The following is a 24,179-nucleotide window of genomic DNA, read 5'->3' as shown; positions in this document are numbered from 1 at the left end:
TCGGCATCAAAAAGAACATTGTTCTCTTAAGAGCCGTCTTGAAGGATATTTTGCTTTCTCCAGCGCGGATTTCAGAGAATGGACGCCATCGACCGCAAGATCCTCACGGTGCTGCAAGCCGACGCCAACATCTCGATCGCCGACCTCGCCGACCGGGTGGGGCTGTCGCAGACGCCGTGCTGGAAGCGTATCCAGAAGCTCGAGCAGGCCGGCGTGATTCTGAAGCGCGTCGCGCTGGTCGCGCCCGAGAAGATCGGGCTCGGACTCACCGTCTTCGTGCAGATCGAGACGGCCGACCATTCCGGCCCCTGGCTCGACAAGTTCGCGCAAACGGTCGCCGCCATGCCGGAGGTGATGGAGTTCTACCGGATGGCCGGCGACGTCGACTACATGCTGCGCGTCGTGGTCGCCGACATGGCCGCCTATGACGGCTTCTACAAGAAGCTGATCGAGACGATTCCGCTCAAGAACGTGACCTCGCGCTTCGCCATGGAGCGGATCAAGGCGACGACGGCCTACAAGGTGCCGGAACTGCCGCGGCAGTGAGCAGGCGGACGCGCCGCGGCCGCCTGCTCGGGTGCATGACAGAGCGCTGCGGCGAATGCTAGGAAGCGGCAACACGACGCCCCGCCCAAGGAGCCGCCTTGTCCGCTTCCCGCTCCGTTCTTCTGATCATCGGCGGCGGCATCGCCGCCTACAAGGTGCTCGAACTCATCCGCCGGCTGAAGGATCGCGGCATCGCCTCGCGCTGCATCCTGACCAAGGCTGGCGAGCAGTTCGTGACTCCGCTCTCGGTCTCGTCGCTGGCGGGCGAGCGCTGCTTCACCGACCTGTTCTCGCTGACCGACGAAGCCGATATCGGCCATATCCAGCTCTCGCGCTCGACGGACCTCCTGGTGGTCGCGCCGGCGACCGCCGACCTGATCGCCAAGATGGCGAACGGCCATGCCGACGACCTTGCCTCGACCGCCCTGCTCGCCACCGACAAGCGCGTGCTGATCGCGCCGGCGATGAATCCGCGCATGTGGCAGCATCCGGCGACGCGGCGGAACATGGCTCAGCTCGAACGGGACGGCATCCTCGTCGTCGGGCCCAATAGCGGCGCCATGGCCGAGCGCGGCGAGAGTGGCCCGGGCCGCATGGCCGAGCCGCCGGAAATCCTCGCCGCGATCGAGCTGGCGCTGGCGGGCGAAAAGCCCTCGACGCGCGCCATCGGCTTTCTCGGCCGGTTGCCGGGCCGCGACCATCCCCCTGCCGGCGCGCTCGCCGGCAGGCATGTCCTGATCACGTCCGGGCCGACGCATGAGCCGATCGACCCGGTGCGCTACATCGCCAACCGCTCGTCGGGCAAACAGGGCCACGCCATCGCCGCCGCTGCCGCCGCGGCGGGCGCACGCGTGACGCTGGTCAGCGGGCCGGTCAACCTGCCCGACCCGCCCGGCGTCGAGACCGTCCATGTCGAATCGGCGCGCGAGATGCTCGCTGCGGTCGAGGGCTCTCTGCCGGCCGATCTCGCGATCTTCGCCGCCGCCGTCGCCGACTGGCGTGTGGCCGATGCCGCATCGGAGAAGATGAAGAAGGATGGCGGCAAGCTGCCGCCGCTCTCGCTCGTCGAGAACCCGGATATCCTCGCCACCGTCGCGCAGCGCAAGAACGGGCGGCCAGGCTTCGTCGTCGGCTTCGCGGCCGAGACGCAGAACGTCATCGACTACGCCAAGGCCAAGCTCGCGAGAAAGGGCTGCGACCTGATCGTCGCCAACGATGTCGGCGGCACCGGCGTGATGGGCGGCGACGCCAACACCGTGCACCTCGTCACGGCTGAAGGCATCGAGACCTGGCCGACGCTGCCGAAGGAGGAGGTCGCAAGCCGCCTCGTCGCGCATCTGGCGCGGCTGCTGCCCGCAGGAGGCTGAGCGCGCTGCCGCACGCCGGTCCGCAGCCGGCCCCGCATCTCCCGACCCGCCCGGACGAGCGCGCGATCCGGCTCGCGCTCGCGCATCAGCCTTCCGTCTTCGGCGATTCGCGCCGTCGCGCCCGGTAGCGCGCAACCTTGTCGCGATTGCCGCAGAGATTCATCGAGCACCAGCGCCGGGTATTGTTCTTGCCGCCGTCGTAGAACACGAGCGAGCAGGACGGGTTCGAACAGTGTTTCAGCCGTTCTGGCTCGGCCTCGCAGACGAAGCGCGCAAAATTCTCGGCAACCGCACCGGCAGGTCCGGCTGCGCCCGGATCGAGCCAAGACTCCAGGCGGAGCGAGCCGTCCTCCGCGACCAGACGAGAGCGGAGCGAGACCTCGGCCAGCAGGCCGTTGATCCGCTCCAGCAGCTCGGCCGGGAGCGCCTTTTGCCCCCTGAGCAACGCGACGGCGGGACGCAGCAGTTCACGCAGCGCTGACAGCGCGGCCGAGCCGCTCGCCGGCAGCGGCGCGTCGATCCCGGCCGCCTTGCGCCAGAGCTCCGGGCCGCCCGGCTCCGCCAACAGATCCCGGCTCGCCACGCCATCCGACACGACGGTGTTCAGCAGGTCGAGCCAAAGACGCCCGCCCACGAACGGAAAGCCGTGGCGAAACTCGTCAGATCGCTGGTCGCCGGTCGCCAATGCCATCCTCGCTGCCGATCACGAATCCGTAACCTTCAAAATAGTGCTTGAAAGGTGTTTCTGCAAATGACACCAGCTAAATTATTATTCATCAGTTACGGAGACGACCTTGCTCACCCCTTCCTTCCCAACCCGCCGAGCCGCGCTTGCCGCAGCCGGCCTTTCCGGAGTGTCCGCCATGGTTCCCGCCGAATCCGCCGTGCCTGCCGCCCCCGGCCAGACTGCAGCCGCCGTCCGCTACCGGACGGTGAAAGCGCGCGGCCTGGACATCTTCTATCGCGAGGCCGGGCCGAAGGACGCGCCGGTCGTTCTGCTGCTGCACGGCTTTCCGTCCTCGTCCCACATGTTCCGCGACCTGATTCCGCAGCTGGCCGGCGACTACCGCGTCCTCGCGCCCGATTATCCCGGCTTCGGCAGCAGCGAGGCTCCAGGCCTGGAGCGCTTCCCCTACACCTTCGCGGCGCTGGCCGATGTCATCGAGGCCTTTACCGAGGCGGTCGGCGCCAGCAGCTATGTCATCTACATGCAGGATTACGGCGGGCCGGTCGGCTTCCGCCTGGCGCTGAAGCATCCGGAGCGGGTCCGCGGCATCATCGTCCAGAACGCGGTAGCCAATGTCGAGGGCTGGAATCCCGAAGCGGTCAAGGCGTTCGCGCCGTTCTGGCAGGGGCGCAACGCCGAAACCGAGCAGCCGATCCGCGGCCTGCTGACGGCCGAGACCACCCGCTTCCAGTACACCCACGGCGCGGCGCGCCGCGAAAGGCTCTCGCCCGATGCCTGGATCCATGACCAGGCCGGGCTCGACCGGGCCGGCAACGACCGGCTGCAGCTCGAGTTGCTGTGGAACTACCAGGACAACGTCGCCCAGTATCCGAAATGGCAGGATTATCTCAGGACGAAGCGGCCGCCGCTGCTCGTCGCCTGGGGCGACAACGATCCGTATTTCACGCTCGAGGGCGCGAAGCTGTTCAGGACGCTCGTCCCGGGAACCGAGATGCACCATTTCGACGCGGGACATTTCGCGCTCGAGACGCATTCCGAGGAGATCGCGGCGCTCTCGCGCGCCTTCCTCGCGCGCTTGCCGAAGGGCCGTTGAGGACAGCGGCCTCGGGCGCGAAAAGCGCCCGGAGCCGTTGCGTGCAGCCGGGTGTCGCCGCCCCCTTCGCCGCCCGGCTGCATTGTCGTTCTTCCGATGAAGGAAATTCCGATGAAACCGATATCGCTGCCGGCGGTGCTGCTGGCGCTTGCCCTCGGGCCTGGCGCAGCCGGCGCTCAGGTCCGCAACAGCGGCTATGACCTGCCGGTCGCGCTGGCCGTGGAAGCCGCGACCGCCGCGCTGAAAGCCTGCGAAACCACCGGCTACAAGGTCTCGGTCGCGGTCGTCGACAGCTCGGGCGAGACCCGTGCCTTCCTCAAGGGCGACCATGCCACCGTCCATACGCGGGAGACGAGCTTCCGCAAGGCCTATACCACGGTCACGCTCGGGCCGGTCTTCGGCTTCGACGCGCTCGGAGCCTTCGTCGAGAAAGCACGGGCGAGCCCCGTCGCCGCGTCCTTCCTGACCGTGCCGAACATCATCCTGCTGCCCGGCGCCGTCGCGATCCGCGCGAAGGGCGAGATCGTCGCCGCCGTCGGCGTCGGCGGGGCTCCGGGGGGAGAAAAGGACGAGGCCTGCGCAGCGGCCGGCGCCGCCGCGATCAAGACCAGGCTGCCGGCCGCCAACTGAGCCGCTTGCGCCCGGACCGACGACCGATGCAAATGCCGAGAGCTCGCCGAAGGGCCCGGTCGACCGAGGTCGCCCATCGGTGCAGTCTCCAGTTCAGGACGGTCCGGGCAGAGACAGGATTATGGGATTTTGCGGAAGCTGGAGCGTCCGCCGGCGCGTTCTCGACGCCCGCACGGGGCAGGTGACGCGGTTTGAGGGCACTGCCCTGATTTCGCCCCTGCGCTTCGCCGAAAGCGGGCTCGTCCATCACGGCGGGCAGACATTCGCGGCGTCTCGCCGGTATCGCCTCATCTTTGGCGAGCGCGAGATCCAGGTTTTCTTTCCGGATGGGCGTCCCTTCATCGCCCTCGCCCATGCGAGCGCCCAGCGGGTCCAGCACATCTGCGGCGAGGACCGCTATCGCGGCCGGTTCCTGTTCGCCGACGCCGATCTCTGGACCGAATCCTGGTCGGTTCTCGGGCCGCGCAAGGATTATCGAAGCCTGGCCCGCTATCGGCGCATCGCCCCGAGTGATCCGTCATGTCCCGGGGAGTGACTCCCGCCTCGATCCGTCCGCATCGAGGACGGTCAACCGGGTCCGCAGCCGCGGCGCCGCGAAATCCATGAAGGCCTTGAGCTTCTGCGGCGCAAGGCCCCGCATCGCATGGACGAGACGGACCGGCGACGGCGGCAGTTCGAACGCCTGCAGCACAGGCTCGAGTTGCCCGCGTTCGACCGCCGCCGCGACCTGATAGGACAGCACCCGCGTAATGCCCGCGCCCGCGACGGCTGCGTCGATCGCCGCCTCCGCGGTATTCACGACGAGCCGTGGGCGCATCGCGAGGCTGCGCCGCTGCCCGCCGATCAGGAAGGGCCATTCGCGCCCCGGCAGCGCTCCGTCGAAACCGATGCAGTCATGGCCGCGCAGCTCGTCGGGGTGGCCAGGGCGGCCGCGACTTGCCAGATATGCCGGCGACGCGCAGCAGACCGGGCGAACCTCGCCGACGGAGCGCGCGATCAGCTCGCTGTCGGGCATGACGCCGATCCGCAAGGCGAGGTCGACGTGATCGCCCACCAGATCGACATAGCGGTCCGACAGCACGAGCTGGATGTCGATCTCCGGAAAGCGGGCCAGGAACTGCGTAACGACCGGCAGCAGATGCAGACGGCCGAAGACGATCGGCGCGGCGATCACGAGTTCTCCCTTCGGAGCGGCATATTCACCCGCGACCTCGCGCTCCGCCTCCTCCACGCTCTCCAGAATGCGCCGGCAGGCCGCGGCGTAGCGGCTGCCTGCCTCGGTCGGCTCGCTGCGCCGCGTCGTGCGCGTCAGGAGCCCGACGCCGAGTTCGCGCTCCAGCGCGGCCAGGGTGCGGCTGACAGTGGTCAGCGGGACGCCCAGCCGTCGCGAGGCGCTCGAAAGACTGCCTTCCTCGACGACGGCCAGGAAGAGCTGCATCGCGGCCAGGCGGTCCGACATGATTGTTCCGAAATATGGAAGGCAGGGTACCGATATGACATTCTACACCCGATTTCGGAACGATCCTAGATCGGGGGGACCGGAGCCGAAAAGCCAGCCAGGAGTCCAAACCATGTCCCGCATTCACACGCCCGCCTCGATCGCCGATGCGCCCGAAGCGTCCCGTCCCCATCTCGAAGCCATCCGGAAGAAGGTCGGTGTCGTCCCCAATCTCTACCGGCTGATCGCAAACAATCCCGCCGTGCTCGAAGGGCATCTCTCGCTGGCCGCGGCGCTCGACGGCGGGCGGCTGCCTGCCGATACGCGCGAGCGCATCGCGATCGCCATCGCGGAATTCAACGGCTGCGACTATTGCCTCTCGGCGCACGGCTTCCTCGGCAAGAACCGGGCCGGGCTGAGCGACGAGGAGATCGCCGCCAACCGCGCCGGGTTTTCGACCAATCCCAAGGCCGATGCGGCCGTCCGCTTCGCCGTGAAGGTCGCCCGCGAGCGCGGCCATGTCGGCGATGCCGATGTCGATGCGCTGCGCGCCGCCGGCTACGACGACGCCGAGATCATCGAGATCACCGTCCACGTCGCTCTGAACACCTGGACGAACTACATGAACGTGGTCGGCCAGACCGCGATCGACTTCCCGATCCTCAAGGCCCGCCAGGCGGCCTGAGCCGGGCGCCGCCCGCCGGAGGTGGGCGGCGCTGCCACTCTTTGACCGAGACCGACCATGAGCCGTCCGCCGCTTCCACCGTTCACCGAGGCGACGGCGCATCGCAAGGTGCGCCTTGCCGAGGATGCCTGGAACGAACGCGATCCCGCGAAGGTCGCGCTTGCCTATTCCGCCGGGAGCGACTGGCGGAATCGCGCGGAATTCCTGTCCGGGCGCGAGGAGATCGTCGCCTTCCTGACCCGCAAATGGGCCAGGGAGCATGATTACCGCCTGATCAAGGAACTCTGGGCCTTCGCCGGCGACAGGATCGCCGTGCGCTTCGCCTATGAGTGGCGCGACGAACGCGGCGGGTGGTTCCGCAGCTACGGCAACGAGAATTGGGAGTTCGATGCCGCCGGGCTGATGCGCCGGCGCATCGCCAGCATCAACGACCTGCCGATCCGCGAGGCGCAGCGCCTGTTCCGCTGGCCGCAGGGGCCGCGGCCCCCGCAGCATCCGGGACTTTCGGAACTCGGCCTCTGACGAAGGAGCCCGCACATGCCTACGAGCGACGTCGTTTTCACGCCGACCGTCAAGGCGATCCAGGAACGCATGGGTTCGCGGCCCGCCTATGCGCGCCGGGAGGAAGCCGGTGCCTGGCCGAGCGCGATCACGCCCGAGCTGGCCGCCTTCGTGGCGGAGCAGACGAGCGTCTTCCTCGCCACGGCCAATCGCGACGGGCAGCCCTACATCCAGCACCGCGGCGGCCCGCCCGGCTTCCTGCGCGTGCTCGACGCGCACCGCCTCGGCTTCGCCGACTTCGCGGGAAACCGGCAATACGTCACGGTCGGCAATCTCGCCGACAATCCCAGAGCCGCCCTCCTCCTGATCGACTACGTGCATCGGCGCCGGGTCAAGATCTGGGGGCGCGCGCAGATCGTCGAAGGCGACCCCGCCCTCGTCGCCACGCTGATGCCCGAGGGCTATCGTGCCCGCCCCGAGCGGGCGCTGCTGTTCGATATCGAAACCTTCGATTTCAACTGCCCCCAGCATATTCCCCAGCGTTTCGAGGCCGAGGACGTGGCGCGCGCCATCGCGCAGCGCGACCAGCGGATCGACGCGCTCGAACGGGAGCTGGCCGAGTTGAAGGCACGGCTGGACTGACAGGCTGGCGGAGCGGGGTCGATCGGAAGTCCGCCCCATGGCTCGCCTCCTGCCGCTCGAAGCGCCGACGACCGAGGAATGGCCAGCCGTGCCTGCTCATGCCATATCGGGGGCGAGGTTCTTCCTCCCGGAATGGCCGGACGACGAGCCCCTCCGGGCCCGGTCGCAATCGAGCGGTGAGACGACAGGTGGACATCCCTTCCGACGATCTCGTGTTCGAGATCAAGATTCGCGACCCTCGCCTGTTCGACTGGGGCATCCCGCGATACCAGACGGAGCTTTCGGCCGGGATCGACCTTTTCGCCTGCGTCGAGACCGCGATCGAAATCCATCCCCAGGCTCCGGCCACGCTGATTCCGTCGGGCATCGCCATCCAGATGAATCGCCCGGATGTCGCGGCCTTCCTGCTGGCGAGATCCGGGCTCGGGCACAAGAAGGGGCTCGTTCTCGGACAAGGCGTCGGAACGATCGATGCCGACTACACCAACGAGATCTTCATCAGTGCCTGGCTTCGAACGATGCCGGGCAGCGAGCCGCTCACGATTTCGCCGGGCGATCGCATTGCACAGCTCGTCTTTTTGCCGATACTTCGCCCGACATTGAAGGTCGTCGAGCGGTTTTCGGCGTCGACCCAAAGGGGCGATGGCGGATTTGGATCGACCGGGGTGTGAGGCACGCCGGTCGCAATGCCGCAGGAACGCCCTGCAGAATGCTTCGGCGGCGGAATGCCGAACAGGGAGTTGGGCTTGGACGACGTTCTGCTGCGCCATCGGACACCGGTCGCCGGCTTCCGCTTGTCGAGACGACCCGCCCCCGCAGGAAACAGGCGCCGGCCGATCCGCGGTGTCCGCCTCGCAGGCTGCCGCCGCCGCGGCTGGCCCGGGACGCCGCCGCCCGGTCATAGCGGGCAACAGCCTTCCGCGCTCCGCCGCGACTGGTGAGGGCGAGGGATAGTCATGATTCTGCTCTCTCGCCGCAGCCTTCTCGCCATCGCCGCCGTCGTCGACATCGCGCTGCATGCGCGCCCCTTGCCGGTCGCGGCAAAGCAGCTCGCGGCGCGGCACGCACTGCCGCCACGCCATCTCGAGACGCTGCTGCAGGCGCTCGTGCGCGCCGGCATCCTGAAGGGCGTGCGCGGCCCGCGCGGCGGCTACGAGCTCGCCCGCGAGCGGCGGCGCATCACGGCCGGCGACATCGTCCGTGCCGCCATGCAGGACGGAGGCGAGGATACGCTGGGGCCGATGCCGCACTCACTGCTGATCGACGAGGTGATCGCGCCCGAGATCGAAACCGCCTCGGCCGCCTTCCTGTCGTCACTGGAGGGTGTCACGGTCGAGGAGCTCTGCCGGCGCGCCCTCCGGCAGGCACAGACGGGCGGCACGGAGTCCCATCCTGATTTTACAATTTGATTGTGTTATTTATCTCTTTCTTCGACAGAGGATGTGAAATGCGTTAGCGTCGAAGCCGATCGACCTGCTCGAAGGAGTGCGCCATGGCCGAAGCCAACCAGAAACCCGCGAAATCGCCCGGTCGCGGCCGGGTCTACGCCTCGATCACCGACACGATCGGCGACACGCCGCTGGTCAGGCTGAATCGCCTGCCGGGCGAGCGTGGCGTCAAGGCGACCATCCTGGCCAAGCTCGAATTCTTCAATCCGATCTCGAGCGTCAAGGACCGCATCGGCGTCAACATGATCGACGCGCTGGAGGCTTCCGGCACCCTCAAGCCGGGCGGCACGCTGATCGAGCCGACCTCGGGCAACACCGGCATCGCGCTGGCCTTCGTGGCGGCGGCGCGGGGCTACCGCCTGATCCTGGTCATGCCGGAGACGATGTCCCTCGAACGGCGCAAGATGCTCGCCCTGCTCGGCGCCGAGCTGGTGCTGACGCCCGGCCCCGGCGGCATGCGCGGCGCCGTCGCCAAGGCGGAGGAGCTCAAGAACGAGATCCCCGGCGCGATCATACCGCAACAATTCGAGAACCCGCACAATCCGGAAATCCACCGCAAGACCACCGCGGAGGAAATCTGGAACGACACCGACGGCAAGGTCGACATCGTCATCTCCGGGGTCGGCACCGGCGGCACCATCACGGGCGTGGGGCAGGTGCTGAAGGCGCGCAAGCCGGACGTGAAGATGGTCGCCGTCGAGCCGGAGGATTCGCCGGTCCTCTCCGGCGGCCAGGCCGGCCCGCACAAGATCCAGGGCATCGGCGCCGGCTTCGTGCCGGGCGTGCTCGACCGATCCGTGATCGACGAGGTCGTCACCGTCGGCAACCAGACCGCCTTCGAAACGGCGCGCGCACTTGCCAGGAGCGAGGGCATCCCGGCCGGCATCTCGTCCGGCGCGGCGGTGGCGGCCGCGCTCGAAGTCGGGGCCCGGCCGGAGAACGCCGGCAAGACCATCGTGGTGATCATCCCCTCCTTCGCGGAGCGCTACATCTCCAGCGCGCTGTTCGAAGGCCTGTGAGCCAGACCGGCGTCCAGATCGTCCGGCTGGCGAAAAGCCTGCCGGACGATTTCGAGGCGCTGCGAAGCGAAGCAGGCGCTGAGAGCTTCGGCTTCATCGAGGGGCTGCGCGAGGAATGGCTCGCCGGGCGCTATGCCGGCGACGACGGCCGATTTGCCGTGTTTGCAGCCTTCCACGAGGGCGAACTCGCCGGCATCGGCGCGGTCACGCCAGACCCGTACGATCCGGCGCCCGACCTGCTGCGGATGCGGCACGTCTACGTCCGGCCGCTGCATCGCGGCGCCGGCGTCGGCCGGGTCCTCGCCGCCGCGCTGATCCAGCAGGGGCTCGCGCTGGCGCCGCGGCTTTCGCTGCGGGCCGCCGATGCGCGCGCCGCGGCCTTCTGGGAAGCGAACGGCTTCGTCCCCGACGGCGCAGGCAGCCGGCGCTCCCATCTGCTGAGGTGCTGAGCCGCCTCAGCCGGCCAGAACCAGCCTGTTGCCCCAGGGGTCGGCGATGGACGGCGTCCCATCGGTCTCGTCGCCGCCGGCCGCGAGGATGCGCTCGCGCATCGCGCTGAAATCATCGGCGTCGCGAGCCACGACCTCGAAGCTGTCGAGCCCGGCCTCCCCCGCGCCGCGCCGTCCGGCACCACGGCTGCCCCAGATGTTGCCGGCGATGTGGTGGTGGTAGCCGCCGCTGGCGAGGAAGCTCGCCCCCGGGTAGCGCACCATCAGCTCGAAGCCGAGCAGGTCGCGGTAGAAGGCCTCCGCCGCAGCGGTGTCGCCAACCCGAAGGTGGATGTGGCCCATGCCGGTCCCGTCGGGCATGCCGCCATAGCGTCCGGCTCGGGCCTCGGCGATCAGACGGTCGAGATCGAGCCGCTCGGTCGCCATGGCGATGCCGCCATCCGGACGGCGCGGCCATTCGGAGCGCTTGCGGTCGCGGTAGATCTCGATGCCGTTGCCCTCCGGATCGGAGAGGTAGAGCGCCTCGCTGACGAGATGGTCCGAGGCTCCCTCCAGCCGGATGCCGGCCCCGGCCGCGTGGCGCAGCCAGTCGGCGAGATCGCGGCGCGACGGCAGCAGGATGGCGAGATGGAAGAGCCCGGCAGCGGAGGCCGGCTCGGCGGCGCCGGCCTTCAGGCGGACCAGAACGGTCGTGCCCGCCCCCAGCTCCGCAAGCCCCGGCCCCTCGCGCAGCAGCTTCAGGCCGATCGCGTCACGATAGAAGGCGGCGAGCTTCGCGAGATCGCGCACGCGCAGGGTCACGGCGCCGATGTGATAGGGCGCGTCATGCGCTTCCAGCCGCATGGGTGGAGCCATCTGGTCCTGAACCGCCGGCATGATGATGTCCTTTCGCAGCGCGACGGCCTCGCGCTCCCCGCAAAGATGATATGCCGGGTGCGTCTTGTCGCCTGCCCGGAGGGCAAGATCGTGATTGCATCGCTGCAATCGCGACAGGTCAGGCCGGACGCGGGCGATCGATGGCGAAATGCCGGAACCAGCGCTCCTCTCCGTCCTCCAGCAGCCTGCCGACGAGCCTGGAGGCCAGGAAGCTGAAGGTGATGCCGTTGCCGCCATAGCCGTAGGCCGCCAGCAGCCGCGGCCGCCCCGGAACCCGGCCGATCAGCGGCAGGCCGTCGGCCGTCAGCCCGAAGGCACCGGACCAGGCGTGGTCGATCGCGAGGCTGGCTCTGGGCAGCAGGGCATGAAGCCGCTCGCGCAGCGCCTCGGTCTTCACCTGGTCGAGGCTGTCGCGCCGCTCGGGATCTGAGAGGCGCTCGTCCTCCCCGCCGAAAATGATGCGCCCATCCGGCGTCGTACGGCTGTAGCAATAGTCCCGCGAGGCTTCCCAGACCAGGGCGCGGCCCCGCCAGAGGGCCTGCGGCGGCTGCGGCACGGTCGCGATCGCCCAGCTCGACGCCATTTCATGCAGGTCGTCGCTCACGCAATCGGGCATGACATACCCCGTGGCAAGGACGAGATGCGCGGCCTCGACCGTCGCACCGCCCGACAGCGAGACGGCGGCCGCGCGGCCGGCATCGTCATAGGCGACGACCTCGTCGCGGACCAGCCTGGCGCCGCGCCGGGCCGCGGCAGCGAGCAATCCGTGGCAGAGGCAGAGCGGGTCGGCCTCGGCCGAGCCGGGCGAGACGATGGCGCCCGCCCTGTCGAAGCCGAAACCGCTCAGCAGCGCGGCATGCTCGAGATATTGTCCGGGCAGGCCGGCTCTCTCGCGCAGGGCGGCCTCCTCGATCAATTCGCGGGGCCCGATCTCTCCTGCCGCCAGATAGACCGTTTCGCGCCGGGCGAAGCCGCAGGGCAGCGCCAGTTCCCCGACGAGCCGGGCCAATCCTCCGACGGCCTCGAAACTGAGGCGGTAGATTTCGGCCGCGCGCTCGAAGCCGTAGAGGGCGGCGAGATCGCGAAGCGACAGGTCGATCTCCCATTGCAGCATCGCGGTGGAGGCCGCCGTGCTGCCGAAGCCCTCGCGCTCGCGGTCGATCACCACAACCTCGAGGCCGCGCGCGCTCAGATGCTCGGCGAGGAAGGCGCCGGTGATGCCGGCGCCGACGATAGCGACGTCGCAGCGCATGTCGCGCTCGAGCGGACGCCCCGGCGGGCGCTGCAGGCCCGGGCGCCAGGGGCCGGTGCCGCTGCGCAGATCGTCATGGGTGGTGGTCCGGGGGTCGAGCATGGGTTCAGCCTGCCCGCGGCGGGCCGATCCGGTCGGCCAGCGTCGCGCCACGCTCGCCGAGCGGCTTGGGACGGCCCGTCGTGGTGTCGTGCGCCGTCTGATGTTCCAGCTCGGCATTGAGCTCGGCGCCGGCCAGCACGATCGTCGCGGAAAGCCAGAGCCAGGTCATGAAGACGACGACCGTCGCCAGCGAGCCATAGGCCGCCGTGTAGTTGCCGAGCGTGCTGACATACCAGGAGAAGGCGTAGGAGGCCGCCGCCCAGAGCAGCGCAGCGGAAACGGCGCCGGGCATCACCCAGACGAAGCGCATGCGCTCCCGGCTGGGGCCGATCCAGTAGAGGCACGCGATGGAGAGCGTGGCGATGACCAGGAAGATCGGCCAGCGCACCAGCCGGATCAGCCGCTCCAGCTCGGAATGGAACGGGAAAAGCGCCGTTACGACCGGCAGGCTCGCGATGATGATCAGGACCAGGGCGAGCAGGACGATGCCGCTGACCGTGGTGAGGAGCGAGACGGCGTTGAGCCTGAGGAGGCTGCGCTTCTCCCGCTCGCGATAGATGATGTTGAGCGCGTCGAAGATGGCCTTCACCGCTGCGTTGGCCGACCAGGTGGCGACGAGGAAGCTGATCAGGAAGGTCAGCGAGAGCGTGACGCCGGAATTGCCGGACAGCCGCAGCGCCTGCTCGTGGATGAGCTCGCGCGCCGCCTCGGGGAACACCGTCGTCACCGCGTCGAGCTGGCTTGCGATCGTCGCCGGATCGGTGAAGTAGCGATAGATCGTGACCAGCAGCGACAGCGCCGGGACGAGCGACAACAGGGTGAAGAAGGCGACGGCCCCCGCCAGCGAGGTCAGGCGGTTGTCAATGACGTTGCCGGCGAAGCGCAGCAGGACGTCCTTCCAGCCGAGCCAGGGCATCTGCAACGGCGTCCGCGCCAGCCGGCCGCGTGCCGCCTGCTGCCGCCGGCGGCCCAAGCGGCCGGAGACGACCCCCGACAGATAGCCAAGCGCCACGCCGACCCCTGCCGCGCCGGTCATCCGCTTCAAGAAAGCCATCGCGGAATTCGATCTCCAGTTCCGGGCGCAAGTTTGCGGGCAACAAGCGCGGATCGCAATTGTTCCGCGCGGGCCAGTTTCCCGGATTTAGCCGATTGTTAACCTTAATGCTTCGTTATCGGCGGGCGCCGCCAGCACGACCGGCGCAGTGTTTCAACGGAAAGCCGATGACGAAGCTGCTCCAAGCCGGCCTGACGGGCCTCGCGATCCTGCTGTCGGGCGCCGCCGGCGCGGCCGATCTGCGCGGCGTCGCCCTGCCGCCGGCGCCCGAGCTGCCCGCGCTCTATTCCTGGACCGGTCTCTATGCCGGCGTGCAAGGCGGCTATTCCTGGGGCAGCGACCGCGTGCGGATCGGAACGCTCACCGGCCCTATCGCGCCGACGAGCTTCCGTGCCGACGGCGATTCCGGCTTTGCCGGCGCCCATGCCGGCTTCAACTACCAGTTCGGCGGCATCGTCCTCGGCGTCGAGGGCGATGTCGAAGCTCTCAACAGCCGCAGCCGTTTCGACGGCGCCGGCTTCGCCGCCCGCATCAGCCAGGACTGGCAGGGTTCGGCGCGCGCGCGGATCGGCTACGCGCTCGACCGGCTGATGATCTATGCCACCGGCGGCGCCTCCTTCACCGAATTCGAGCGCCGCGTCTTCGACCCGGCCGGCTTCGGCGAGCGGCTGACCAGCACGCGCACCGGCTGGAACGTCGGCGCCGGCGTCAACTTCGCCTTCACCGACAACCTCATCCTCGGCGCCGAATACCGCTATACCGACTTCGGCAAGAACCGCTTCGAGACCTCGGGCGCCTTCCCGGGCCTCAACGGCGAGCAGGCGCTGACGACCCACAGCGCCCGCGCCAGCATCGCCTACAAGTTCTGAGGATCAGAAACCGGTGCGCTGGCGAATGGCGGCCGCAAGCGTGCCGTCGTCGAGATAATCGAGCTCGCCACCGACCGGCACGCCATGGGCGAGCTTCGTCACCTTGACCGGCAGATGCGCCATGAGGTCGGTGATGAAATGCGCCGTGGTCTGGCCGTCGACCGTGGCGTTGAGCGCGAGGATGACCTCCTTCACCGCCGGATCGGAGGCACGCCTGACCAGCGCATCGAGCGAGAGATGCTCGGGCCGGATGCCGTCGAGCGCCGAAAGCACGCCGCCGAGAACGTGATAGCGCCCCGAGACCGCGCCGGAGCGCTCCAGCGCCCAGAGATCGGAGATGTCGGCGACGACGACGATCAGGCCGTCGTCGCGGCGCGGGTCCGAGCAGAGGCCGCAAGGGTCGCTGGTATCGACGTTGCCGCAGGTCGTGCAGACGACGATGCGTTCGCGCGCGACCGCCATCGCTTCCGAGAGCGGGCCGAGAAGCTGCTCGCGCTTCTTGACCAGATGCAGCGCCGCGCGCCGGGCCGAGCGCGGCCCGAGCCCCGGCAATTTGGCCAGGAGCTGGATCAGCCTTTCGATCTCGGGGCCGGCGATGGCGCGGGACATGATGCTTCTCGGAAGGCGCCAGTCATCATTCCGGGAGACCGCAGGGAGACCCGGGACGAGCTGAGCGGATAGACGGTCAGAACAGCTTCATGCCGGGCGGGATCGGCAGGCCCTTGGTGATCTCGGCCATGCGTTCCTGCATGACGCGCTCGGCGCGGCCGCGCGCATCCGCCGCCGCGGCGACGATCAGGTCTTCGAGGATCTCGCGCTCGTCCGGCACCATCAGGCTCGGGTCGATCCTGATGCCCTTGAGCGCGCCCTTGGCCGTCATCGTCAGCGTCACCATGCCGCCGCCGGCCGCGCCCTCGACCTCGATGGTCTCGAGCTCGGCCTGCATGTCGGCCATCTTCTGCTGCATCTGCTGAGCCTGCTTCATCAAGCCCATCATGTCGCGCATGGGAAATCCTCCTCGGACGGTTGTGTAGCGGTCGGCATCAGAAATCGATGCCGTCGAAATCCGGTTCGGCATCGTCCAAAAGCGGCTCGTCGCCATCCGGCAGATAATCGCCTTCAGCCGGAGCCGACGCGGCGTTCTCCGCCGCCTCGACGGCGCGCGGATCGCGGACATCGACGATGCGCGCGCCCGGGAAGCGTTCCAGCACCGCCCTGACCGAAGGATGCGCGGCGGCATCGCTCTCGCGCCGGTCCTTGGCGGCGGCGGCCTGCTCGCGCATCGTGGCGCCGCCCTCGGCGTTGACGACCGCGACCATCCAGGTCTGGCCGGTCCAGTCCTTGAGCTTACGCGACAGATCCTGCGCCAGGGTGCGCGAGGCGCCCTCGACCAGCGAGAACTCGATCCGGCCGGGTTCGAAGCGCACCGGTCGGACGTCGCGCTCCAGTGCGATCTTCATGGTGATGTCGCGATGCTGGGAGGCAAGCGCGATCACATCCTCCAGCGAGGCGACGATGGCCTGCGGCGCGACGGCGGCCCGCGGCGCGGCGACAGGCGCCGGATTGGCGCTGGCGAGGATCGGGCGGGCCGCGAGAGCGGTGTTGCCGCCGCCGGAGGGCGGGCGCGGCGCGCCGCCGCCATTGCCCTGGCCGCTCCCGCCGGGGATGGCGCCGGAACCGTCGCGCAGCAGCTTCAGCGCCTCGTCCGGCGTCGGCAGGTCGGCGGCATGGGCGAGGCGCACCAGCACCATCTCCGCCGCCATCACCGGCCGGTCGGCCTGCTTCACCTCGCCGATGCCCTTCAACAGCATCTGCCAGGCGCGGGCGAGCACGCGGATCGACAGGCGCTGGGCGAAATCGCCGCCGCGCACGCGCTCGGCCTGAGCCAGCGTCGCATCCTTCACCGCATCGGGCACGAGCTTGAGGCGGGTGACGAGATGGGTGAACTCGGCGAGATCGTTCAGCACCACGACAGGATCGGCGCCGGCATCGTACTGCGCGCGCAATTCGCCGAGCGCCACGGCGATGTCGCCCTTCATCACCGACTCAAAGAGATCGATGACGCGGGCCCGGTCGGCGAGGCCGAGCATCGAGCGGATATCGTCGAGCGTGATGCGCCCCGCCGCATGGGCGATGGCCTGGTCGAGAATCGAGAGCGAATCGCGCACCGAGCCTTCGGCGGCGCGCGCGACGGCGGCGAGCGCCTCATCCTCGGCCTCGACGCTCTCGGTACGGCAGATGCCGGCGAGGTGCTTCACCAGCACATCGGCTTCGACGCGGCGCAGGTCGAAGCGCTGGCAGCGCGACAGGACCGTGATCGGCACCTTGCGGATCTCGGTCGTCGCGAAGATGAACTTGGCGTGGGCCGGCGGCTCCTCCAGCGTCTTCAGCAGCGCGTTGAAGGCGGCCGTCGACATCATGTGGACTTCGTCGATGATGTAGACCTTGTAGCGGCCGGAGACCGGCGCGTACTGGATGCCCTCGATCAGCTGGCGGACGTTCTCGACGCCATTGTTGGAGGCCGCGTCGAGCTCCATCACGTCGATATGCCGGCCTTCGATGATGTCGCGGCAGTGGATTCCGAATTCGCGCAGATCGGTGGTCGGGGCGCCGCCGCCATCGGCCGTCTGGTAGTTGAGGGCGCGCGCGAGGATGCGGGCGGTGGTGGTCTTGCCGACGCCGCGCACGCCGGTCAGCATCCAGGCCTGCGGGATGCGCCCGGCCGCGAAGGCGTTGGTGAGGGTCCGCACCATCGCGTCCTGGCCGATCAGGTCGCCGAAATGGGCGGGGCGGTACTTGCGCGCCAGCACGCGATAGGGCGTCGGTGCCGCGGCGACCGGCGCAGGCGCGGGCGCGAAGCCGGCGAAGCCCGGCTCGTCTGCGGTGGCGGCGTCGATGGCGTCGGTCATGAAGCTGGTTTCGCCAATCGGGAGGCGAGGGTCAATGCCGCCGCCCCGGCCAAGAAGCCCGTTATGCGCGGCAGCAAGGTGGGAGGCTGGACGAAGACCCGTTCGGTCTCGTTAGGGCTGCTTCCTTCCGGACCTGACCCGGTTGGCGAGTGAGACGTCCCTCGCCAACCTCCCGGGCGCTATATCGGGGATGTCTCGCCGAAGCGCAAGCCGGCTTGAAAAATCCGCGAAGCTTCGCCGCAGCCCTCGCTTCGGCATTGACTTGGTACCATCCATCCGTCATAAGCCCGCGACCTGCGCAGCCGAAAGGCAGCGCCGACCCTTATTGCATGACAGGCTCGATCGGCCACGCTTTCCCCGGAAAGCCGCGGCTCTCGCGCTGACCAAGGCCCCGGAGACGGACCGTGAAGAGAACCTATCAACCCAGCAAGCTGGTTCGCAAGCGCCGCCACGGCTATCGCGCCCGCATGGCGACCAAGGGCGGCCGCAAGGTCATCGCGGCTCGCCGCGCTCATGGCCGCAAGCGCCTGTCGGCCTGACGACGGCGGCGCGTGACCCTCGCGCGCCCGTTTCGGAAGACCGGCCAATCGCCATGCGCCTCGCCCGTCTGACGCAACGCAAGGAATTTCTGGCGGCGGCCGAGCACGGCCGCCGTTTTCGTTCGTCTGCCTTCACCGTGCAGGTGCGCGACGCCAGGGCCGATGAAGAGCGCGACGATTTGCGCCTCGGCCTCACCGCCTCCCGCAAGACCGGCAACGCCGTGAAGCGCAACCGCATCCGCCGCCGCCTGCGCGCCGCTGCGGCAAAAGCGCTCGCCGGACAGGCCGGCCGCCCCTGCGATATCGTGATTGTCGCCCGTGCCGACGTGCTCGGCGCGCCGTTCGACCGGCTCGTCGCCGATCTTTCGGTTGCCATCGAGCGGGCAAAGCCTCAAAAGCCGCAGGCCGACCGACGTCGTCCGGTCTCGAAGCGCGGCGCGCCGCCTTCGCCTTCTGTTTCATCCGCCTGACTCAGCCGGACCCGAGCGAGATCCGTTTTCGACCATGATGAAAGAAGACAACCGCAATCTGCTTCTCGCGATCGTCCTGTCAGTGGTCATCCTGCTGGGCTGGCAGTTCTTCTATGCCAAGCCGCAGATGGAGAAGCAGCAGGAGATCGCCCGGCAGAACCAGCAGACGCAGACGCAGGCCGCGCCGGCCGGGGCCAGCAACCCCGCCGCGACCGCCGCCCCGCCCGGCCAGCAAGCCGGCTCGGCCGCTCCGGGCGCCGCGCCCGGCGCAGCGGCTGCCCAGGTGTCCGGCACGCGCGAGCAGGCGCTGGCCGCCAGCCCGCGCATCAAGATCGATACGCCCAAGATCGCCGGATCGATCTCGCTCGCCGGCGGCCGCATCGACGACGTCTCGCTGAAGGCTTATCATGAGACGGTCGACCCGAAGAGCCCGATCATCGTGCTGCTCTCGCCGGCCGGCGGCCCCAACGCCTATTATTCGGATTTCGGCTGGGTCGCGGCCCCCGGCAGCAACGTCCCCGTCCCCAACGCGACCACGCTGTGGACCGCCGACAACCAGTTGCTGACGCCGTCGCAGCCGGTGACGCTGAGCTGGGACAACGGCCAGGGCCTGACGTTCAAGCGCATCATCCGCGTCGACGACAACGCGATGTTCTCGATCCGCGACGAGGTCGAGAACAAGGGCTCGGCCGCCGTCACCCTCTTCCCCTATGGCCAGGTCGTCCGGCAGGGCAAGCCGCACACGCTCGGCTACTACGTCCTGCACGAGGGCCTCGTCGGCTATCTCGGCGAGCAGGGCCTGCAGGAGCTGACCTACGACAAGCTCGACAAGGAAGGCCCACTCTCGTCCGGCACGGTCGGCAAGGTCTGGAAGGACGCGGTCGGAGGCTGGGTCGGCATCACCGACAAGTACTGGGCCGCCGCCGTCATCCCCGACCAGGCCCGCAAGTTCGAAGGCCGCTTCTCCTCGGTGCAGACCGGGACGGAGCGGACCTACCAGGCCGATTTCCTCGGCGAGGGCATCGCGGTGGCGCCCGGCGCCTCGACCGCCTCGCAGTCCCGGCTGTTCGCCGGCGCCAAGGAAGTGGCGGCGATCAACGGCTATGAGGAAAGCCAGCAGATCAAGCGCTTCGACCTGCTGATCGACTGGGGCTGGTTCTATTTCTTCACCAAGCCGCTCTTCTTCGTCCTCGACTGGATCTACAAGCACATCGGCAATTTCGGCGTCGCGATCCTGATCGTCACGGTGCTGCTCAAGGGCCTGTTCTTCCCGCTCGCCAACAAGTCCTACGCCTCGATGGCGAAGATGAAGGCGCTGCAGCCGGAGATGACGGCGATCCGCGAGCGCTATGCCGACGACAAGATGAAGCAGCAGCAGGCTCTGATGGAGCTGTACAAGACCCAGAAGATCAACCCGGTCGCCGGCTGCTGGCCGGTGCTGCTGCAGATTCCGGTGTTCTTCGCGCTCTACAAGATCCTGTTCATCACCATCGAGATGCGGCATGCGCCGTTCTTCGGCTGGATCCACGATCTCGCCGCGCCGGACCCGACCAACCTGTTCAACCTGTTCGGCCTGATTCCGTACACGCCGCCGCACATGCTGCATCTCGGCGCCTGGCCGCTGATCATGGGCGTGACGATGTTCATCCAGATGAAGATGAACCCCGAGCCGCCGGACCCGGTGCAGAAGATGATGTTCACCTGGATGCCGGTGTTCTTCACCTTCCTGCTCGGCTCGTTCCCAGCCGGCCTGGTGATCTACTGGAGCTGGAACAACCTGCTCTCGGTGACCCAGCAGGGCTTCATCATGAAGAAGAACGGGGTGAAGATCGAGCTCTTCGACAACATCAAGCGGATGTTCGGGAAGGCCCCGCCGCCAGCCCCGGCGACGCCGGCTCCGGCGAAACCCGCCAACGGCAACAAGAAGTGACGAGCAAGGGGCGGGTTTCCCGCCCCTTCGCTTTTCCGGACCGGCCGCCCCAGCAGGACCGTGCTCATGCCCCTGCCCGCCCCGACGACGCGCCATCCCATTCCCGGCTGGAAGGGCACGGCCTTCCTGAAGGCGGTGGTCGACCATCCGCTGATCGAGGTCGGTGACTACAGCTATTACGACGACTCGCGCGGGCCCGAGCATTTCGTCGCTCGCTGCGTGCGCTACCATTTCGACTTCATCGGCGACCGGCTGATCATCGGGAAGTTCGTGGCGATCGCGCAGGCGGCCCAGTTCATCATGAACGGGGCCAACCATCCGATCGGCGGTTTCTCGACCTTTCCTTTCCAGATGTTCGGCCTCGGCGATCCCGACAGCCTGAAGCGCCCCGGCCCGAACAACCGCGGCGACCTCGTGATCGGCAACGACGTCTGGATCGGGCGTGAGGCGGTGATCATGCCCGGCGTCAGGATCGGCGACGGCGCGATCATCGGCACGCGCGCGCAGGTGACCAGGAATGTGCCCGCCTATGCCGTCGTCGCGGGCAATCCCGGCCGCGTCGTGAAAATGCGGTTCCCGCCCGAGATCGTGGCCGAACTGCTGGCGATCCGCTGGTGGGACTGGGAGGCCGACAGGATCGCGCGTCATGTCGACGCGATCCAGGGCGCCGATATCGACGCGCTGCGCACGGCCGTGTAGGCAAGGCATCATGACCACATCGACGACCAAGCCCTATGACGCCGAGGAGATCGAGGCCGCCCGCAAGCTCTTCGAGGGGCCGTGGGATTTCGTCTGGGCCTCGACCAAAATCGACGACCTGCCGCCGATGGTCGGGCAGGAGATCGCCTTCGCCGGGCGCTCCAATGTCGGCAAGTCCAGCCTGATCAACGCGCTGACCCGGCGCAACGCGCTGGCGCGGACCTCGCATACGCCGGGCCGCACGCAGCAGCTCAACTTCTTCCGCCAGGTCGGCCATGACGAGCGCCTGACCATCGTCGACATGCCCGGCTACGGCTATGCCGCCGTCGGCAAGGAGAAGGTCGCGGCCTGGACCCGGCTGATCCACGACTACCTGCGCGGCCGCGCCAATCTGATGCGCGTCTACGTGCTGATCGACGCCCGCCACGGCGTGAAGGACGTCGACGGCGCCGTGCTGGAGACCCTCGACAAGGCCGCGGTCTCCTATCAGGTCGTGCTGACCAAGGGCGACGCGCTGAAGAAGGCCGACCAGCAGTTCATGACGGAAGCGACCTATGACGAGATCAAGCGCCGCCCGGCCGCCTTCCCGGAAGTGCTGCTGACCTCGAGCGAGACCGGCATGGGCATCCCGGAATTCCGCGCCGCGATCGGCCGCGTGCTGGCGGAGCACGGCTGAGCTCCGATGACCGCAACCAGGCTCCATCTCGTCCTCGCCGCGCTGATGGGCTTTGCCGGCGTCGCGCTGCTGGCGGCCGCCGCCCACATCGCCGGCACGGCCAATGTCCAGACCGCCGGCCAGATGCTGCTCTTCCATGCACCGGTCGTGATCGGAGCGACCGCCGCACGCCGGACCGGCCATCTCCACGACCTGCTCGCCCGGATCGCGCTGTCGGCCATCATCCTCGGAGCGGCGCTGTTCGCCGCCGACCTCGCCCGCCGCGGCTTCGCCGGCGCGGCCCTGTTCCCGCGCGCCGCGCCGATCGGCGGCTGGCTGATGCTCGGCGGCTGGCTCGGGCTCGCCATCGCGGCCGCGTCGACGAAACGCGCCTGATCCGCGCCCGGACTGCTTCCGCCTGGAGCGTTCTTCCGCTAGAAGCGCGGCCGCACATTCTTCCTGCGACCGTGCGCGGAGCTGCCGAATGACCGACCATCCCCATCTGACTCCGTCGCAATCGGCCGAGCTGCTGGTTCAGGCGCTGCCGCACATGCAGCGCTACGACCAGGAGGTGATCGTCATCAAGTATGGCGGCAACGCCATGGGCGACGCCGCCACCGCCGAGGATTTCGCCGAAGACATCGTGCTGCTCGAGCAGTCCGGGCTGAAGCCGGTGGTCTGCCATGGCGGCGGCCCGCAGATCGCCGCCATGCTCAAGAAGCTCGGCATCCAGTCCGAGTTCAAGCAGGGGCTGCGCGTCACCGACGAGGCGACCGTCGAGGTCGTCGAGATGGTGCTCGCCGGTTCGGTCAACAAGGAGATCGTCGGCTACATCACCCGCGAGGGCGGGCGCGCCATCGGGCTTTGCGGCAAGGACGGCAACATGGTCACGGCCCGCAAGGTGACGCGCACCATCGTCGACCCGGACTCCAAGATCGAGGAGGTGCTCGACCTCGGCTTCGTCGGCGAGCCCGACAAGGTCAATACCGATGTCCTCGACGCCGTGCTCAAGGCCGAATTGATCCCGGTGCTGGCGCCGGTCTGCGCCGCCGCCGACGGCCAGACCTACAACGTCAACGCCGACACCTTCGCCGGAGCGATCGCAGGCGCGCTCAACGCCAAGCGCCTGCTGCTGCTGACCGACGTTCCCGGTGTGCTCAACAAGGACAAGCAGCTCATCCCGGAGCTCACGGTCGAGGAGTGCCGCCACCTGATCGCCGACGGCACGATCTCGGGCGGCATGATCCCGAAGATCGAGACCTGCATCTACGCGCTGGAGAAGGGCGTCGAGGCCGTCGTCATCCTCGACGGCAAGGTGCCTCATGCGGCGCTGATCGAGCTGTTCACCGATACCGGCGCCGGCACGATCATCCGGCGTTGACGGGCGCCGTTCCCGGGTGAGGCGCCCTTGCCTCCCCGGGCATTCTCGTGACCCGGGCGCATCGGCTTCCGGGAGCGTCGGATCGCGCCCGGCCATGAAGGCGGACGGGTTCGCCGCGATTAAGCCTTGGCCAAGGACTTGCAGGGCAGACTCCGCCTCGCCACATCACGGAGTCCAATGAAAAACCTCGCCGATGCACCCGCCGCGACCCCGCCCCTGACCACCGAGGGCTTCGCGCATGTCGACCACTGGATCTTCGATCTCGACAACACGCTCTATTCCCACGAAGCCAAGGTCTGGCCCCAGGTCGACGAGCGGATCACGCTGTTCCTGGCCGAGCTATTCGGGCTCGACGGGCTGTCGTCGCGGGCGCTGCAGAAATACTATTATCAGCGCTATGGAACCACGCTGAAGGGATTGATGGAGGAGCATGGGGTCGACCCCGACGACTTCCTCGACTTCGCCCACCAGATCGACCTGACCCTGCTCGATCCCAACCCCGATCTGGGCGACGCCATCGCGGCCTTACCCGGCCGCAAGCTGATCCTGACCAACGGCTCGCGCGGACACGCCGAGAACGTCGCCGGCAAGCTCGGCATCCTGCATCATTTCGAGGACATCTTCGACATCGTGCAGGCCGGCTTCACCCCGAAGCCCGAACGCGCCACCTACGAGAACTTCCTCGCCAAGCACGCCGTCGATCCCGGGCGCGCCGCGATGTTCGAGGACATCGAGAAGAACCTGCTGGTTCCGAGCGCGCTCGGCATGAAGACCGTGCTGATCGTGCCGAAGACGCCCGACCCCTTCCGCGAGGCCTGGGAGCAGACGGCCGTCGCCGCCGGCCATGTCCACCACGTCACGGCCGATCTGACCGGCTTCCTGAAGCCGCTCGGCCGCCCCGCCGTACAGGCCGGCTGAGCGCGGAGAAGGATCGCGC

Annotated in this window: 29 protein-coding genes and 1 other RNA gene; 21 read left to right on the top strand and 9 right to left on the bottom strand. The window is 68.4% G+C overall.

Features of this window, described 5'->3' with window-relative positions; translation table 11 throughout:
• Positions 1 to 78 precede the first annotated feature (78 nt).
• Positions 79 to 546, top strand: coding sequence for an Lrp/AsnC family transcriptional regulator (locus tag BGO20_RS01930; protein WP_291663023.1), 468 nt, complete (start codon positions 79 to 81; stop codon positions 544 to 546).
• A gap of 98 nt (positions 547 to 644) precedes the next feature.
• A complete protein-coding gene (locus BGO20_RS01925) occupies positions 645 to 1,913 on the top strand; it encodes a phosphopantothenoylcysteine decarboxylase domain-containing protein (protein WP_291663022.1) in 1,269 nt (422 codons plus the stop codon).
• A gap of 85 nt (positions 1,914 to 1,998) precedes the next feature.
• On the opposite strand, the gene BGO20_RS01920 is transcribed toward BGO20_RS01925, so the two are convergent.
• Positions 1,999 to 2,604: a CGNR zinc finger domain-containing protein gene (locus tag BGO20_RS01920; protein WP_291663021.1), complete on the bottom strand. Its 606-nt coding sequence runs from the start codon at positions 2,602 to 2,604 to the stop codon at positions 1,999 to 2,001.
• Between the two features lie 172 nt (positions 2,605 to 2,776).
• On the opposite strand from BGO20_RS01920, the gene BGO20_RS01915 reads away from it, so the two are divergent.
• From BGO20_RS01915 to BGO20_RS01905, 3 genes are all read left to right on the top strand, one after another.
• On the top strand, positions 2,777 to 3,694 hold the full coding sequence (locus BGO20_RS01915; protein WP_291663019.1) for an alpha/beta fold hydrolase: 918 nt from the start codon (positions 2,777 to 2,779) through the stop codon (positions 3,692 to 3,694).
• 111 nt (positions 3,695 to 3,805) lie between these two features.
• A complete protein-coding gene (locus tag BGO20_RS01910; protein ID WP_291663017.1) occupies positions 3,806 to 4,324 on the top strand; it encodes a GlcG/HbpS family heme-binding protein in 519 nt (172 codons plus the stop codon).
• 121 nt (positions 4,325 to 4,445) lie between these two features.
• A complete protein-coding gene (locus BGO20_RS01905) occupies positions 4,446 to 4,859 on the top strand; it encodes a DUF6314 family protein (RefSeq protein ID WP_291663016.1) in 414 nt (137 codons plus the stop codon).
• Here the strand turns inward: BGO20_RS01905 and BGO20_RS01900 are convergent.
• Positions 4,842 to 5,783 (bottom strand): LysR family transcriptional regulator, encoded by a 942-nt coding sequence (locus BGO20_RS01900; protein WP_291663015.1) that lies wholly within the window; start codon positions 5,781 to 5,783, stop codon positions 4,842 to 4,844. The genes BGO20_RS01905 and BGO20_RS01900 overlap by 18 nt on opposite strands.
• Positions 5,784 to 5,895: 112 nt before the next feature.
• On the opposite strand from BGO20_RS01900, the gene BGO20_RS01895 reads away from it, so the two are divergent.
• The 7 genes from BGO20_RS01895 to BGO20_RS01865 all read left to right on the top strand — a co-directional run bounded on the left by BGO20_RS01895 (position 5,896) and on the right by BGO20_RS01865 (position 10,506).
• Complete coding sequence (locus BGO20_RS01895; RefSeq protein WP_291663014.1) at positions 5,896 to 6,447, top strand: carboxymuconolactone decarboxylase family protein; 552 nt, start codon at positions 5,896 to 5,898, stop codon at positions 6,445 to 6,447.
• Positions 6,448 to 6,504: 57 nt separating this feature from the next.
• Positions 6,505 to 6,969, top strand: a complete 465-nt coding sequence (locus BGO20_RS01890; protein WP_291663012.1) for a nuclear transport factor 2 family protein — start codon at positions 6,505 to 6,507, stop codon at positions 6,967 to 6,969.
• Positions 6,970 to 6,984: 15 nt separating this feature from the next.
• A complete protein-coding gene (locus BGO20_RS01885) occupies positions 6,985 to 7,590 on the top strand; it encodes a pyridoxamine 5'-phosphate oxidase family protein (protein WP_291663010.1) in 606 nt (201 codons plus the stop codon).
• A gap of 188 nt (positions 7,591 to 7,778) precedes the next feature.
• Positions 7,779 to 8,261, top strand: a complete 483-nt coding sequence (gene dut / locus BGO20_RS01880) for a dUTP diphosphatase (RefSeq protein WP_291663008.1) — start codon at positions 7,779 to 7,781, stop codon at positions 8,259 to 8,261.
• A gap of 285 nt (positions 8,262 to 8,546) precedes the next feature.
• Positions 8,547 to 8,999, top strand: coding sequence for an RrF2 family transcriptional regulator (locus BGO20_RS01875; RefSeq protein WP_291663007.1), 453 nt, complete (start codon positions 8,547 to 8,549; stop codon positions 8,997 to 8,999).
• 83 nt (positions 9,000 to 9,082) lie between these two features.
• Positions 9,083 to 10,057 (top strand): cysteine synthase A, encoded by a 975-nt coding sequence (cysK, locus tag BGO20_RS01870; protein WP_291663005.1) that lies wholly within the window; start codon positions 9,083 to 9,085, stop codon positions 10,055 to 10,057.
• Positions 10,054 to 10,506, top strand: a complete 453-nt coding sequence (locus BGO20_RS01865; RefSeq protein WP_291663004.1) for a GNAT family N-acetyltransferase — start codon at positions 10,054 to 10,056, stop codon at positions 10,504 to 10,506. The genes cysK and BGO20_RS01865 overlap by 4 nt, the downstream gene beginning before the upstream one ends.
• Before the next feature lie 6 nt (positions 10,507 to 10,512).
• On the opposite strand, the gene BGO20_RS01860 is transcribed toward BGO20_RS01865, so the two are convergent.
• The 3 genes from BGO20_RS01860 to BGO20_RS01850 all read right to left on the bottom strand — a co-directional run bounded on the left by BGO20_RS01860 (position 10,513) and on the right by BGO20_RS01850 (position 13,790).
• Entirely contained in the window at positions 10,513 to 11,382 is an 870-nt protein-coding gene (locus tag BGO20_RS01860) for a VOC family protein (protein ID WP_291663002.1), read from the bottom strand.
• Between the two features lie 118 nt (positions 11,383 to 11,500).
• The gene (locus BGO20_RS01855; RefSeq protein ID WP_291663000.1) at positions 11,501 to 12,736 is read right to left on the bottom strand and encodes an NAD(P)/FAD-dependent oxidoreductase; all 1,236 of its coding nucleotides are present in this window, start codon (positions 12,734 to 12,736) and stop codon (positions 11,501 to 11,503) included.
• 4 nt (positions 12,737 to 12,740) lie between these two features.
• On the bottom strand, positions 12,741 to 13,790 hold the full coding sequence (locus BGO20_RS01850; protein ID WP_291662999.1) for a YihY/virulence factor BrkB family protein: 1,050 nt from the start codon (positions 13,788 to 13,790) through the stop codon (positions 12,741 to 12,743).
• 167 nt (positions 13,791 to 13,957) lie between these two features.
• Between BGO20_RS01850 and BGO20_RS01845 the strand changes: the two genes are divergently transcribed.
• On the top strand, positions 13,958 to 14,659 hold the full coding sequence (locus BGO20_RS01845) for an outer membrane protein (protein WP_291662998.1): 702 nt from the start codon (positions 13,958 to 13,960) through the stop codon (positions 14,657 to 14,659).
• 3 nt (positions 14,660 to 14,662) lie between these two features.
• Here BGO20_RS01845 and recR read toward each other — a convergent pair whose 3' ends face one another.
• The 4 genes from recR to ffs all read right to left on the bottom strand — a co-directional run bounded on the left by recR (position 14,663) and on the right by ffs (position 17,742).
• Positions 14,663 to 15,268 carry a recombination mediator RecR gene (gene recR / locus BGO20_RS01840; RefSeq protein WP_291662997.1) on the bottom strand — a complete coding sequence of 202 codons (606 nt, stop codon included), beginning with the start codon at positions 15,266 to 15,268 and terminating at the stop codon, positions 14,663 to 14,665.
• Between the two features lie 76 nt (positions 15,269 to 15,344).
• On the bottom strand, positions 15,345 to 15,665 hold the full coding sequence (locus BGO20_RS01835) for a YbaB/EbfC family nucleoid-associated protein (RefSeq protein WP_291662995.1): 321 nt from the start codon (positions 15,663 to 15,665) through the stop codon (positions 15,345 to 15,347).
• 37 nt (positions 15,666 to 15,702) lie between these two features.
• Positions 15,703 to 17,568 carry a DNA polymerase III subunit gamma/tau gene (locus BGO20_RS01830; RefSeq protein WP_291662994.1) on the bottom strand — a complete coding sequence of 622 codons (1,866 nt, stop codon included), beginning with the start codon at positions 17,566 to 17,568 and terminating at the stop codon, positions 15,703 to 15,705.
• A 77-nt stretch (positions 17,569 to 17,645) separates the two neighbouring features.
• An RNA gene (gene ffs, locus BGO20_RS01825) (signal recognition particle sRNA small type) lies at positions 17,646 to 17,742 on the bottom strand.
• Positions 17,743 to 17,972: 230 nt separating this feature from the next.
• Here ffs and rpmH point away from each other — a divergent pair.
• The 8 genes from rpmH (at position 17,973) to BGO20_RS01785 (ending at position 24,160) form a co-directional block, all read left to right on the top strand.
• On the top strand, positions 17,973 to 18,107 hold the full coding sequence (gene rpmH / locus BGO20_RS01820) for a 50S ribosomal protein L34 (RefSeq protein WP_038364779.1): 135 nt from the start codon (positions 17,973 to 17,975) through the stop codon (positions 18,105 to 18,107).
• Positions 18,108 to 18,160: 53 nt separating this feature from the next.
• A complete protein-coding gene (gene rnpA / locus BGO20_RS01815) occupies positions 18,161 to 18,577 on the top strand; it encodes a ribonuclease P protein component (RefSeq protein WP_291662993.1) in 417 nt (138 codons plus the stop codon).
• 37 nt (positions 18,578 to 18,614) lie between these two features.
• Complete coding sequence (gene yidC, locus BGO20_RS01810) at positions 18,615 to 20,507, top strand: membrane protein insertase YidC (protein ID WP_291663496.1); 1,893 nt, start codon at positions 18,615 to 18,617, stop codon at positions 20,505 to 20,507.
• A gap of 66 nt (positions 20,508 to 20,573) precedes the next feature.
• On the top strand, positions 20,574 to 21,206 hold the full coding sequence (locus BGO20_RS01805) for a CatB-related O-acetyltransferase (protein ID WP_291662992.1): 633 nt from the start codon (positions 20,574 to 20,576) through the stop codon (positions 21,204 to 21,206).
• 10 nt (positions 21,207 to 21,216) lie between these two features.
• Positions 21,217 to 21,882, top strand: coding sequence for a ribosome biogenesis GTP-binding protein YihA/YsxC (yihA, locus tag BGO20_RS01800; protein ID WP_291662990.1), 666 nt, complete (start codon positions 21,217 to 21,219; stop codon positions 21,880 to 21,882).
• A 6-nt stretch (positions 21,883 to 21,888) separates the two neighbouring features.
• A complete protein-coding gene (locus tag BGO20_RS01795) occupies positions 21,889 to 22,257 on the top strand; it encodes a DUF423 domain-containing protein (protein WP_291662989.1) in 369 nt (122 codons plus the stop codon).
• A gap of 88 nt (positions 22,258 to 22,345) precedes the next feature.
• Complete coding sequence (gene argB / locus BGO20_RS01790; RefSeq protein ID WP_291662988.1) at positions 22,346 to 23,242, top strand: acetylglutamate kinase; 897 nt, start codon at positions 22,346 to 22,348, stop codon at positions 23,240 to 23,242.
• 177 nt (positions 23,243 to 23,419) lie between these two features.
• Positions 23,420 to 24,160 carry a pyrimidine 5'-nucleotidase gene (locus BGO20_RS01785; protein WP_291662987.1) on the top strand — a complete coding sequence of 247 codons (741 nt, stop codon included), beginning with the start codon at positions 23,420 to 23,422 and terminating at the stop codon, positions 24,158 to 24,160.
• Positions 24,161 to 24,179: the final 19 nt, after the last annotated feature.

The organism is Allobosea sp. 67-29 (assembly GCF_001898115.1).
In the GTDB taxonomy this organism is placed as follows: domain Bacteria; phylum Pseudomonadota; class Alphaproteobacteria; order Rhizobiales; family Beijerinckiaceae; genus Allobosea.
Note: the sequence above shows the minus strand (reverse complement) of the source record. Positions and strands in the feature narration are given on the sequence as shown.